Annotated in this window: 14 protein-coding genes and 1 pseudogene; 10 read left to right on the top strand and 5 right to left on the bottom strand. The window is 68.6% G+C overall.

The genetic code is table 11. The features are described from left to right. Window positions 1-5: 5 nt before the first annotated feature. The gene (gene yicI / locus NQU54_RS35675) at window positions 6-2,279 is read left to right on the top strand and encodes an alpha-xylosidase (protein ID WP_257634642.1); all 2,274 of its coding nucleotides are present in this window, start codon (window positions 6-8) and stop codon (window positions 2,277-2,279) included. Between the two features lie 168 nt (window positions 2,280-2,447). On the opposite strand, the gene NQU54_RS35670 is transcribed toward yicI, so the two are convergent. Continuing rightward, on the bottom strand, window positions 2,448-2,585 hold the full coding sequence (locus NQU54_RS35670) for a hypothetical protein (RefSeq protein ID WP_257634641.1): 138 nt from the start codon (window positions 2,583-2,585) through the stop codon (window positions 2,448-2,450). Window positions 2,586-2,674: 89 nt separating this feature from the next. Then, window positions 2,675-3,870: pseudogene (locus NQU54_RS35665) on the bottom strand (RNA-guided endonuclease InsQ/TnpB family protein). A 262-nt stretch (window positions 3,871-4,132) separates the two neighbouring features. Between NQU54_RS35665 and NQU54_RS35660 the strand changes: the two are divergent. Continuing rightward, entirely contained in the window at window positions 4,133-4,546 is a 414-nt protein-coding gene (locus tag NQU54_RS35660; RefSeq protein WP_257634640.1) for a DUF3592 domain-containing protein, read from the top strand. 17 nt (window positions 4,547-4,563) lie between these two features. Here NQU54_RS35660 and NQU54_RS35655 read toward each other — a convergent pair whose 3' ends face one another. Next, window positions 4,564-5,238 carry a TetR/AcrR family transcriptional regulator gene (locus NQU54_RS35655; protein ID WP_257634639.1) on the bottom strand — a complete coding sequence of 225 codons (675 nt, stop codon included), beginning with the start codon at window positions 5,236-5,238 and terminating at the stop codon, window positions 4,564-4,566. Window positions 5,239-5,337: 99 nt separating this feature from the next. Here NQU54_RS35655 and NQU54_RS35650 point away from each other — a divergent pair, with 99 nt between their 5' ends. After that, window positions 5,338-6,264, top strand: coding sequence for a zinc-binding dehydrogenase (locus NQU54_RS35650; RefSeq protein ID WP_257634638.1), 927 nt, complete (start codon window positions 5,338-5,340; stop codon window positions 6,262-6,264). A gap of 114 nt (window positions 6,265-6,378) precedes the next feature. Here the strand turns inward: NQU54_RS35650 and NQU54_RS35645 are convergent, their stop codons facing one another. Together NQU54_RS35645 and NQU54_RS35640 are read right to left on the bottom strand one after the other, a co-directional pair. After that, complete coding sequence (locus NQU54_RS35645; protein ID WP_257634637.1) at window positions 6,379-6,594, bottom strand: hypothetical protein; 216 nt, start codon at window positions 6,592-6,594, stop codon at window positions 6,379-6,381. Beyond that, window positions 6,594-6,749 carry a hypothetical protein gene (locus NQU54_RS35640; RefSeq protein WP_257634636.1) on the bottom strand — a complete coding sequence of 52 codons (156 nt, stop codon included), beginning with the start codon at window positions 6,747-6,749 and terminating at the stop codon, window positions 6,594-6,596. The genes NQU54_RS35645 and NQU54_RS35640 overlap by 1 nt, the downstream gene beginning before the upstream one ends. Before the next feature lie 611 nt (window positions 6,750-7,360). Here NQU54_RS35640 and NQU54_RS35635 point away from each other — a divergent pair. From NQU54_RS35635 to NQU54_RS35605, 7 genes are all read left to right on the top strand, one after another. Further along, entirely contained in the window at window positions 7,361-8,233 is an 873-nt protein-coding gene (locus tag NQU54_RS35635) for a helix-turn-helix domain-containing protein (RefSeq protein ID WP_257634635.1), read from the top strand. Continuing rightward, window positions 8,230-8,469: a DUF397 domain-containing protein gene (locus tag NQU54_RS35630; protein WP_257634634.1), complete on the top strand. Its 240-nt coding sequence runs from the start codon at window positions 8,230-8,232 to the stop codon at window positions 8,467-8,469. Before NQU54_RS35635 ends, NQU54_RS35630 begins: the two co-directional genes overlap by 4 nt. Before the next feature lie 260 nt (window positions 8,470-8,729). Continuing rightward, a complete protein-coding gene (locus NQU54_RS35625; protein WP_257634633.1) occupies window positions 8,730-8,981 on the top strand; it encodes a hypothetical protein in 252 nt (83 codons plus the stop codon). Beyond that, window positions 8,953-9,477 carry a DUF6879 family protein gene (locus NQU54_RS35620; protein ID WP_257634632.1) on the top strand — a complete coding sequence of 175 codons (525 nt, stop codon included), beginning with the start codon at window positions 8,953-8,955 and terminating at the stop codon, window positions 9,475-9,477. The genes NQU54_RS35625 and NQU54_RS35620 overlap by 29 nt, the downstream gene beginning before the upstream one ends. A gap of 28 nt (window positions 9,478-9,505) precedes the next feature. After that, a complete protein-coding gene (locus NQU54_RS35615; protein WP_257634631.1) occupies window positions 9,506-10,354 on the top strand; it encodes a helix-turn-helix domain-containing protein in 849 nt (282 codons plus the stop codon). A 255-nt stretch (window positions 10,355-10,609) separates the two neighbouring features. Then, window positions 10,610-11,731 (top strand): adenosylhomocysteinase, encoded by a 1,122-nt coding sequence (locus NQU54_RS35610; RefSeq protein WP_257634630.1) that lies wholly within the window; start codon window positions 10,610-10,612, stop codon window positions 11,729-11,731. A 9-nt stretch (window positions 11,732-11,740) separates the two neighbouring features. Beyond that, complete coding sequence (locus NQU54_RS35605; protein WP_257634629.1) at window positions 11,741-12,283, top strand: NUDIX hydrolase; 543 nt, start codon at window positions 11,741-11,743, stop codon at window positions 12,281-12,283. The last annotated feature ends 90 nt before the right edge of the window (window positions 12,284-12,373 follow it).

Below are 12,373 nucleotides of genomic sequence, written 5' to 3'. Positions count from 1 at the left end.
CCCGCATGAAGTTCAGTGACGGCTATTGGAGACTGCGCGAGGGCGTCCGCGCCGCGTACCCCCATGGGGTGCTCGATGTGGAGACCGGCCCCGGCACCCTCACCGTCCACGCCCCCACCCATCCCGTCCACCACCGCGGCGATCTGCTGGGGGGCCCGGCCCTCACCCTGACCTGCACCGCCCCCATGCCCGATGTCATCGCCATCCGGATCACCCACTTCGCGGGCGGGGTCGAACGCGGCCCGTCGTTCGAGATCGCCCGCGAGCAGTACGACGCCGAGGTGAGCTGTGACGACGGAGAGGCCCGGCTCACCTCCGGCGCGCTCTCGGTGCGCTTCGCCCGCACCGGCCCCTGGCGGATGGAGTTCGAGGCCGCCGGGCGCGCGCTCACCAGCAGCGGCGTCAAGGACATGGGCATCATGGAGACCGCCGACGGCGACCACCACCTGCGCGAACGGCTCGCGCTGCGGGTCGGCACCTCCGTCTACGGCCTCGGCGAGCGCTTCGGCCCGCTGGTGAAGAACGGCCAGTCCGTCGACATCTGGAACGCCGACGGCGGCACCGCCACCGAGCAGGCGTACAAGAACATCCCGTTCCTGCTCACCGACGCGGGCTACGGCGTCTTCGTCGACCACCCCGGCCGGGTCTCCTTCGAGGTCGGCTCGGAGGCGGTCTCCCGGATCCAGTTCAGCGCCCGGGACCAGGAGCTCACGTACTACGTCATCCACGGGCCCACCCCCAAGGAGATCCTGCGCCGCTACACCGCGCTCACCGGCCGCCCTGCGCTGCCGCCCGCGTGGTCCTTCGGGCTGTGGCTGTCCACCTCCTTCACCACCTCCTACGACGAGGAGACGGTCACCGGCTTCGTCGACGGCATGGCCCAGCGGGCGCTGCCGCTGTCCGTCTTCCACTTCGACTGCTTCTGGATGCGCGAGTACCAGTGGTGCGACTTCACCTGGGATCCGCGGGTCTTCCCCGATCCGGAGGGCATGCTGCGCCGGCTGCGCGAACGGGGTTTGCGGATCAGCGTCTGGATCAATCCGTACATCGGCCAGCGCTCCCCGCTCTTCGCCGAGGGCAAGGCGGCCGGATATCTGCTGAAGCGGCCGGACGGATCGGTGTGGCAGTGGGACCTGTGGCAGCCGGGCATGGCGCTGGTGGACTTCACCAACCCCGGCGCCCGCGCCTGGTACGCGGCCAAGCTGACCGCGCTGCTCGACATGGGCGTGGACTGCTTCAAGACCGACTTCGGCGAGCGGGTGCCCACCGATGTGGTGTACGCGGACGGCTCCGACCCCGAGCGGATGCACAACTACTACACCCACCTCTACAACCGCACCGTCCACGAGGCGCTCGGCGAACGGCGCGGGGAGCGCGAGGCGGTGGTCTTCGCGCGCTCGGCCACGGCGGGCGGCCAGCGGTTCCCGGTGCACTGGGGCGGCGACTGCGAGTCCACCTACGAGGCGATGGCCGAATCGCTGCGCGGCGGACTCTCGCTGGGTCTCTCCGGCTTCGGCTTCTGGAGCCATGACATCGGCGGCTTCGAGGGCACCCCCGACCCGGCCCTGTTCAAACGGTGGATCGCCTTCGGGCTGCTGTCCTCGCACAGCAGACTGCACGGCTCGTCCTCCTACCGGGTGCCCTGGCTCTTCGACGAGGAGTCGGTCGCGGTGCTGCGCCACTTCACCCGGCTGAAGCTGCGGCTGATGCCGTATCTGTACGAGGCGGCGCGGCAGGCGCACACCGAGGGCATCCCGGTGATGCGCGCCATGGCCCTGGAGTTCCCCGGCGACCCGGGGTGCGCGGGTCTCGACCGGCAGTACATGCTCGGCGGCGATCTGCTGGTCGCCCCGGTCTTCGACGACGAGGGCGAGGTGACGTACTACGTGCCCGAGGGCGTCTGGACGCAGCTGCCCGGCGGGCGGACGGTGCGCGGCCCACGCTGGGTGCGCGAGACCCACGGCTTCCTCAGCGTTCCGCTGCTGGCCCGCCCCGGCGCGGTGATCCCGTTCGGGGCGGCCGACGACCGCCCCGACGCCGACTGGGCGGACGGGATCACGCTACGGGTGTACGAACCGGCGGCGGACCCGGTCACCGTGCGGGTGCCCCGCCCCGACGGCACGACCGCCGCCACCTTCACCGTCGTCCGGGACGGGACGGCGCTGCGCGCCGAGGCCACCGGCACCTCGGCGCCCTGGCGACTGGAGGTGGCCGGCGGCCAGTCCGCCGACGCGGCGGCGGGGACGGCGGTGCTGACGGTGCCGCTGCCCCCGCCGTAAGCAGGTCGGAGGAAGCCCGCTACGGTTCGGGCGGCGCCCCGAAGGGGCGCGGGGCTGTGTCGATGTGCGGCTCCGCCGCGCGGGCGCGACCAGCCACGACGGCGCCGCAGTCGGCCGACGACGCATCGCGGCACTTCCACCGGAGCACTTAGCCGTAGCGGCTGCGGCTCAGCAGCGCCGGGGCTTGACCCAGGAGCACTCGAGTCCGGCGTCGGCCGTGGCGGTCCTGGCGGCCGTGGCGCCCCGTACGGCACGGGGCCGCACCGCCTCCGCATGGCCCTCGCCGGACTTCGCGAGCGTCACCACGATCGCGTCCTCCAGGCTGTTGAGGTGAGGGACGTTGGCATGTTGTTGTTGGACAGCTTCTTGGCTTCCTCCTAATAGGAGGAGGATCCCTACGGCTCGCGCTGTAGGGGTTTCTGCTTCACCGCCGACTGCCCGCTCGGAGTTCTCCGTTGAGGTCTTACACCGGCTCCACAGACAGACACCGCCAGCCCGGCGGCCAGAAGATTATTCGCCGCGTTCACGTCCCGGTCGTGGGTCACGCCGCAGCCGCCGCACGTCCAGGTACGGACGTGCAACGGCATCGCTTCGGCGAGATTGCCGCAGTTCGAGCAAAGCTTGGACGAGGGAAACCAGCGGTCCACCGCGATCACTTCGCGGCCGTACCACTGGGCCTTGTACTCCAGCATCGTGCGAAACTCTCGCCACGCAGCATCGGAGATAGCACAGGCGAGTGCCCCGTTCTTCACCATATTCCGAACGGTCAGGTCCTCGATTACGACCACTTGGTTTTCGCGGACGAGACGAGTGGTGATCTTGTGCAACAGGTCACGCCTGCGGTCGGCGATTCGAGCGTGGACACGGGCGACCGCGCGCCGGGCCTTGGCCCGGTTCACTCCGTCGCCCCTGGCCTTGCGCGCCAGTGCCCGCTGGGCCCTGGCCAGCCGGGCACGGTCCCTGCGCTCATGCCGGGGATTGACGATCTTCTCCCCGGTGGAAAACGTCAGCAGATGGTCCAGCCCCACATCCACACCGATCGCCGCGTCCGTTGCCGGAAGCGGTCCCACTGCCGGGTCCTCGCACAACAGGGATACGAACCATCGGTCCGCGCTGTCGTGCGACACCGTCACTGTCGAGGGCTGGGCCCGTTCGGGCAGATGCCGGGACCACACAATGTTCAGTGGCTCTGACATCTTCGCCAGGGTCAGCTCACCGTCTCGGAACCGGAACGCGGACGTGGTGTACTCGGCACTGTTCCTCGACCGCTTACGGGACTTGAAGCGCGGGTACTTGGCCTGCTTGGCGAAGAAGTTCGTGAACGCCGCCTGGAGGTGCCGCAGGGCTTGCTGGAGCGGAACGGACGACACCTCGTTGAGATACTCCAGTTCCTCGGTCTTCTTCCACGCCGTCAGCATCGCCGACGTGCGGCTGTAGTTGATTCGCTCCCCACGCGCCCACGCCTGGGTGCGGGCGGCAAGGGCCATGTTGTAGACCTTCCGCACGCATCCGAACGTGCGTGACAGCTCCGCCGCCTGCGCATCCGTTGGGTGAAGCGGTACTTGAACGCCCGCTTCACACGAGTAGCCACGGATCACACACGAACATGCCAGTCTGTAACCGCCTCACATGTCCGGATAATCGGACTCCGCTCCCGCCCTGTGCGGCGACCAGCTCAATAACGACGGCCAGCTCCAGGCACGCGCACGACGGTTCACAGGTCTGCTCATGCCACGGGAGGATCCCGCACCCCGTCATTTCGCGACAGAGCGCGCGGGCGGCAACCGAAGCTCCGTATCAACGCGTCTCCTGTGGCGGACAGGGATTCGGACACGACGAGAGGCGGTTCATCGATGGCCGTGCCCGGAGCCGATCTGCTGTGCGCCGCGGTCGGATTGTTGCTCTACGCCTGCGCCTGGCGCGACGCCCGTCTGGTGCGGCGGCTGCGCCGCGAGGGAGTCCGTACGGAGGGGCTGGTGGTCGCCAACATCGTGGACCGCCGAACCCAGAACGGGAACCAGAGCACGACCCAGACGCCGGTCATCCGGTTCCACGACCATCAGGGCTACAAGGTGGAGTTCACGACCGCGATCCAGGGCATCGGCCTGGGGCTGGCGACCGGCCGGAGGGTGGACGTGATGTACCTCCCGGGCGAGTCGCAAAAGGCCCGGGTATGGATGCGACGCCACATACTCGGCCCGGCGGCGTGCCTGACCCTGATCGGCACGATCTTCCTCGGCTTCGGCCTGGTGATCGCCTTCAGCTGAGGATCGCGGTGTGAACGTCAGCCACGCTCGGCCGGTTGCCCGACCGTCAGAGCCAGGCCACCCGGGAGGGCGGCGACGGCCTCGCGGAGGCGGTCGGCCAGTTCCCCGGCGGCGGGCGGCTCGGCACGGCCCGCCCCGTCGGCCTCTTCGGCCCGCGCCACCCAGCCCGCCAGCGCCCCGTGGAGCGCGGCGACCAGCATGTCCACCGCCAGCCGCGGCCGGAGGTCGCCCGGGGCCCCGAGGCCGAACCGGCGGTGCAGGATCTCCAGCGCCCGCTGGGTGGTGGCCTCACAGAACTGCAAACCGTGCGCGCCCATCGAGGGGGTCCGCTCGGCCAGCCGCCGGCTGAGCAGCATCCGCCGGGCCCAGCCCTCGTCGTCCATCCGCTCCAGCGCGGCCAGCAGCGCGTCCCGCCCCAGCTCCACCACCGGCAGCCCGTCCGGCTCCGCGGTCTCCAGCTGCTCCAGGAAGGCCCGCCACAGGTCCTGGTCGGGGGCCATCGCGACGTCTTCCTTGCTGGTGAAGGTGCGGAAGAAGGTGCGCTTGGAGACCTCGACCTCCTCGCACAGCTCATCCAGCGTCACCCCGCCGAAGCCACGCCGGGTGAACAGCTCCAGCGCGGTGTCGATCAGCGCCTGGCGGGTGCGCCGCTTCTTGCGTTCACGCAGTGAGGGGTTGGGAGCGGCGGTCACGGCGAAAAGTGTAGCCCTCACCGGTGACGCCACTTGCACGCGTTTGCCACTCAGTGGCATAACTGAGGTTGTCAGCCTCCATCGGAAAGGCGAACCGCCATGCGCGCCCTGCTCGTCGACCACTCCTCCCCCTCCGGCCTCCGCCTCGGCGCAGCCGCCGACCCCGAACCCGCCCCGCACCAGGCGCTGGTCCGGGTGACCGCCACCTCCCTCAACTACGGCGAGGTCGCCCACCGCACCGAGGCCCCCGACGGCACCGTGCTGGGCTGGGACGCCGCCGGAGTGGTCGAGCGCGCGGCGGCCGACGGCTCCGGACCGGCGGCCGGAACCCCCGTCGTCACCCTGGGCGCGGACGGCGGCTGGGCGGAGCTGCGCGCGGTGGACACCGGAATGCTCGGCCTCCCGCCCGCCGCCGCCGACCCCGGCGCGATCAGCACCATCCCGGTCGCGGGCGCCAGCGCCCTGCGCGCCCTGCGCCGGATCGGCGACACCCTCGGCCGGCGCATCCTGGTCACGGGCGCCACCGGCGGCGTCGGCCGGTACGCCGTACAGCTCGCCCGGCTCGGCGGCGCGCATGTCATCGCCACCACCGGCGACCCCACCGCCCACGGCGACGATCTACGGGCGCTGGGCGCACATGAGGTGATCACGGAGCCGGAGGAGCTCGGCGAACCGGTCCACGGCGTGGTGGACATGGTCGGCGGACCGCAACTGGTGGCGGCGTACGACAAGCTCGCCGCCCACGGCACCCTGGTCTCCGTCGGCCACGTCACGGGCCAGCCCGAGACCTTCCCGTTCGGCGCCCTCTACGGAAACGAAGGCCGCCACAACCGCTCCATCGTCACCTTCTACCTCCTCGACCGCCCCGACATCGGCCCGGACCTGAGCTGGCTCGCACAGCGCGTCGCGGCGGGCGACCTCGACCCCCGCATCGCCTGGCGCGGCGGCTGGGACCGCGCCGAGGAGGCCGTCACCGCCCTACTGAACCGCCGCCTCCACGGCAAGGCGGTCCTGGACATCGGCTGAGGTGTGACAGGGGGCGGCCCCGGTCGTCTGCCACGAAGGAGGCAGACGACCGGGGCCAGGACAGTCCAGCCCCGGACCGTCCATGAGCATCAGGCCATAAGGCGGACGGCGGCCTCATGACCGCTTGAAGCGGTGGGGATCATTGTGCTCGCGGTGACGGGGACACTGGCACGGCGGCCACGCCTGCCCCAACGCGTAGGCGTCGCTCTTCTCTCCGGCGAGGACTGCCACGACCGCTCTCCGCGCGGTAACGATCCCGTTGTGCGCCATGGTGTAGACGCGCAATGTCATCTTCGGCCGCTGGTCCCGATCCGGCTGGTTGCCGATCATCAGTGACCGTCCTCTCCCCCGAGCGGCGCGATGAGCTGGAGCACGCTGCACAGACTCCGCTTCACCGCGCCCAGATGGTAGGCCAGTTCTTCCGGTGCGGCGTCGGTCAGATCGAGGGCTTCAGCACCAGCGAGGGTCTGTCCAGCGACGATCACGACCGCGTGCTCGAGTCCTTCGCGGGTGGGCTTTGCGGCCGCAATACACGCTGGGCACAGGCCCGAGCGCGGCACGGCGTGGTCATGGGGCCCAAAGTCGCCGGGGGTGGCGCACAGCGTGCACGCCCGGGACGGGACGGATGTGGTCCAGCCATCAGCGATCACCGGGCCATCGCCATCCCATGCGGCGCACACACCAACCCCTCCCACGGGCGGCTCTGGCTCCGCTGTCCGTTGGTCACGAGGCAGGGCCGCACCATGTGGGCCCCACGACCGTTCAGCCGTAACGGTGCTTCGAAGATCCACGCGATAACGTGCGCCAAGTCGTCAACCTCCTGGGGGTTGATGGCCACGCCCCCGGACGCTCCCTCCAAGTCGCGTCGCGGGGGTCCTGCATGTGGCCGGTGGTTGTGCTGCTGACCGGGTTTCCCGGCACGACCACTGTGGTGTCCCGCCCGACGAGCAGACAACAGATTCCGCAATGAATCACCCACTCAGCAAAAAACGGCACATGCCAGAGCTAACCCATCAACTGGTACAGCGAAGGGTTGCTGTGTCATGCTGCCCATATCGCCGCGAAACAGGGGCAGTTGCCCCAGAAAGGCAGAACGATGGCGGCACCGCACAGGCCAACAGCACGACGCATCGCACTCGGCCATGAACTCCGCGAGTTACGCAAGCGGGCAAGGCTCAGCATCCAGGACGCAGTGCAAGGATTCTCATTCAGCGATACGAAGCTGCAACGGGTCGAGACCGGGCTTCAGGACCTCCGTAGCGCGAGTGACTTACGCAAGCTGCTCACCCTCTACGGCGTCACCGACGAGGAGGAAGTGGAGAGGCTGGTGGCGGTCCAGCGCGAAGCGTCCAGCCGGGAGTGGTGGACACCTCTCGCCACGGAGCTGACACCAGGCATGCCACGGTTCCTCGGCATCGAGGCGGCAGCACAGGAGATCCGGGCCTACAACCCGACCCTCGTCCTGGGACTGTTGCAGACCGAGGCATACGCCCGCACGCGACACGAGAGTGCCAAGTCCATCGACGAGACCACGACTGAATTCGTGGAGCAGAGCGTCGAGGTGAGGATGAGGCGAAAGGAGGCCCTGACCCGCGACGAAGACCCACTCAGGTTCTGGGCCATCCTCTACGAACCAGCCCTGCGGCACATCGTCGGCGACGCCGAGCTGATGCGCGAGCAGTACGACGAGATCGCCAAACTGGCCACACTGGACAACGTGACCGTGCAGGTACTCCCCCAGACGACGCGCGGGTATCTGTTCGACCACAACTTCAGCATCATGATCCTCGGCGACATCATGCCGACGACCATCCAGGTGGACACCCCATTCGGTACCTCGTCCATCTCCGACAAGCGCCGGGAAGTCGGGCGGTTCTCACGGCAGTTCGAGGCGCTGTCGAGGTCCGCCCTGCCTCCCGAAGACACGCCAAAGTTCCTGCATCAACTATCCGGAGAGATCACCACATGACCACGGACGCTCGCACCCTGATAGCCCGAGACCTCGTCCACGCCAACTGGTTCAAGTCCTCCTACAGCAGCAACGGCACTAACTGCGTGGAGGTCGCCGACCTGTCGACGTCCGCCTACGGCCGGATCGCGATCCGCGACTCCAAGGACCCGGACGGCCCGGCGCTCCTGGTGTCGCCCGACGGTTGGGCGCCCTTCATCACCGCCGTCGCCGATGGAAGGCTGCCCGCCGCCTGACCCGCACACGTAACGACCACGGACGGCGGCCCCTGTGATCACAGGGGCCGCCGTCATCGCGCTCGTCACCAGATCAGGACCGCGACCACGGGGGACGATGCCGGACACAGTTGGGGAGCGATTTGTCACCTCGCCGGTCGAGGTAACAGCGGCCACCTTCCGAAGTGACTGAAATCTACCCTGCGCTCTTGACCGTCTCGCGCCGGTCGACGAGCGTCGGCGTGCAACATGGCGCAACTCTCTGGACTCAGGAGGCAGTCATGGCACTACGTTTCATCGGCATCGACCCGGAGACCGGTGACGGCAACTGCCCTGCCGTTTGGGTCGATGAGACGACCGAGAGTGGACCGGAACTGGTCCTCCAGGGCTGGCTGGCCGACGAGAGGACACGGGCCGAGTGCGCCAAGGACAGCCCTAAGCCCGACACCGAAGCGGTCATCCGGGTTCCTGCCCGCATGGTGCCGCTGATCAGGAAGGCGTGCGATGCCGCAGAACGTTCCCAGCTTCGCTGAGCTGCTGAAGGGTGCGCAGCAATCCGCCGTGCACCTGGAGATGCGCGACGTCTACGACGTCGAGAACGAGCGCGAACCGTTCGCCCGGTGGGCTGCCGGCTTCCGCCTGAACGAGGGGGACCGGTCGTCGTGGTGGCGTCCGTGGCTCGACCTGGTCGCGGAAACGGTGGGGCGCGGCGTCGTGATGCGTCGAGCTCGCATCGTGTCCGAACCGGTGACCGACTACATCAAGTACGAGCACAGCGGTACATTCACGAACGTCGCGGCGGGCGAGCTGGTCCGGTGGCTGCCTCGGGCGAGTGCCTCGGACATTGCCCTGCCCGGCAACGACTTCTGGCTCATCGACCAGCGGGCCGTGCGCTTCAACGTCTTCACTGGCGGCGGTGACGTAGCCGCGCCGCAGTACACCGAGGACCCTCGGGTGGCCAAGCTGTGCAGCGATGCGTTCGAAGCCGTATGGGAGCGGGCCATCCCACACGAGGAATACAAGGTCTGACCCGCCGCAGCACAGGGCACCTGGCTCAATGAACGTCTCGCCGTCGTCCGCCGCCCAAGCGGCCCGCGAAGCCGTCGCCGCCCGTCTGACTGACCTGCGCAAAACGGCAGGACTCAAGGCGTATGAAGTGGCGGCCCTGTGCGGCTGGCACAAGTCGAAGGTGTCCCGGCTGGAGAACGCCGTCACGCTGCCCGAGGACGCCGATATCCGGGCGTACCTGAAGGCGTGCGGCGCACAGGAACATGTGGCCGAGCTGATAGCCCAGACCCGCAACGCCGATCAACTGTATGTGGACTGGAAGCGGTTGCACGGTACGGGCATCCGGCGCATCCACGAGTCCACAGTGCCGCTGTACCAGCGCACGCGTCTGTTCCGGGTCTACTGCTCGAACGTCGTCCCCGGCCTGCTCCAGACGCACGGCTACGCCCAGGCACTCCTGAGCACCATCAGCGACTTCCAGGGCACGCCCAACGACGCCTCAGAGGCCGCGACGGCCCGGCTGGACCGGTCGCGGGTCATCTACGAGGGCGACCACCGGTTCGTACTTCTGGTCGAGGAGACGGTCCTGCGCTATCGCTTCGGCGACGCGGCCGTGATGGCGGGGCAGCTCGGTTCGCTCCTAGAGGTCATGTCGCTGCCTTCCGTGGCCTTCGGCGTCATCCCCTCCACCGTGGCGCGGAGCATGTGGCCGCTCGAAACGTTCATGATCTTCGACGACGACCGAATACAGGTCGAAACGCTGTCGGCGGAGATCAGCATCACCAGCGAAGCAGAGATCGCCATCTATGCGAAAGCATTCTCCGCGCTCCAGCGGCTGGCCGTATTCGGCCACGACGCCCGGGCACTCGTCACGGACGCGATCAACGCCCTCGGGTGAAATCCCGCAACTTCGTAGAACTTCCTTGAGGCCCAACTTCCGCCATCTTTAGTGTCGCTCACATGACGAACACCAACCTAGACAGCACCGCTGTCCCTCCTCCTCTCCGCCTCCAGCTCTCAGAAGACCCGGGAACCCCCGTCGACATGGAGACGGTCACTGCCCCCGCGGCCGTGTCTCCGGTCACCTGCCGACCAAAGACCACCGCTGAGCGACCGAAGCACCGAACGTCCCTGCCTTCGTAAGGAGATGCACGTGGAAACCACGGACCTTGCCCGGCTGGATACCTACTTCGGCCGCATCGTGCAGCGGTTTCAGCTGCCCGACCGGCCCGCTTCGCTCCTGGTCACGCATTTGCTGCCCGAGCGCCCAGCTTTCGTCCGGGCCGTGGCCGGTCTGTCGGACCTGCGTGCCGTACTCCCCAAGCCGAAGTCGATCAGCACCACCGCCCGCCGGGAGGTCGAGCGGTCCTTCCCCTGCGACGCACTGTCCCGGGACCTGTTCGCAGACCCGAATTCCGCCGTGACGTATCTGGAGACGCGAGCGGCGGGCGACGACGTGTTGCTGCTCGACGTGGGCGGCTACTTCGCCCCCGCACTGGAAGCTCTGTACGACCAGTTCTCCGGCCGGATTCTCGGCGTGGTCGAGGACACCGAGAACGGGCACCGCCGGTACGCCGAGATCGACAAGCTGCCGTGCCCCGTCGTGTCCGTGGCCCGCTCACCGCTCAAGAACCCGGAGGACTTCCTCGTCGGCCAGTCCATCGTGTTCTCCACCGAAGCCCTGCTACGGGGCAGAGGCGACATCTTGCACGGCCGCCCCGCCCTGGTCCTCGGATTCGGGAAGCTCGGCTCCAGCATCGCCCGCCTCCTGCACGCCAAGGGCATCCACGTCACCGTGTACGACGTCAGCCCCATCCGGCGCGCCCAGGCCCTCTCCCAGGGCTTCGGCGTCGCCCGCGATCGGGACCACGCCCTCACCCAGGCCGGACTGGTCCTGTGCGCGACCGGTTCCCTGTCGCTGCGCGGCGAGGATTTCCCGCAGCTCCGCAACGGCGTCTACGTCGCCACCGTCACCAGCAGCGAAGACGAACTGGAGCTGGACGGACTGCCGGCCAGCTACACCCGCAGCGCCGCCGGAGAGGGCATCACCCGCTACCTCGCCACCGGCCACTACTTCTATCTGCTCAACAACGGCAACGCCGTCAACTTTCTGCACGGCGCCAGCGTCGGCCCGTTCATCTTCCTCGTACAGGCCGAGATACTGGCCGCCCTCCGCATGCTGGCGCGGGGAGACCTCGCCCCGGGCATATACGAGGTGCCGTCCGAGGACCGTGCCGCCATCGCCGCGACCTGGCTCAACTACTACAACCGCTAGGGGAGACCCATGACCATCACGGCCGACCAGATCCGCGCCGTCATCAGCGACTACACAAGTACCCACCCCGAGGAGAAGACGACCCTCGCACCCGTTCTCGATCTGCTGGATGGCGGCGCCGACCTCACCAGCCGGAAGGAATTCCGGGGCCACGCCACTGCCGGGGCCGTCCTGGTTGACGACGACGGGCAGGCCCTGTTCATCGAGCATCTGGCGCTCGGCAAGTGGCTACTGCCCGGCGGCCATCTGGAGGCCGACGACACCGACCTCATGGGCGCTGCCCTACGGGAGCTGGCGGAGGAGACCGGCATCAGTGCTGGTATCGCCCCGCTCTCACCCGTCCCGGTGCACGTCGACGTACACTCCATCCCGGCCAACGACGCCAAGGGCGAGCCCGACCACCAGCACTTCGACTTCCGCTACCTGTTCCGCACCACTACTGGCAGCGACGTGACCTTGCAGGCCGAGGAGGTCAGCGCCTTCGCGTGGCGGGGCCTGGACACCATCAGCGACGAGCGACTGAGGAACCGCGTTCGCGCCGCCTTGCGCTGACCGGGTCCTTGGCTCTGACAGCCCTCCGCCCTCAGCCTCCGCCTCGGCGAGGCCGCCGACCCCGAACCCACCCCCACCAGGCGCTGGTCC

Origin of the sequence: Streptomyces malaysiensis subsp. samsunensis, from assembly GCF_024519315.1 — a bacterium.
Classification (GTDB): domain Bacteria; phylum Actinomycetota; class Actinomycetes; order Streptomycetales; family Streptomycetaceae; genus Streptomyces; species Streptomyces malaysiensis.
Note: the sequence above shows the minus strand (reverse complement) of the source record. Positions and strands in the feature narration are given on the sequence as shown.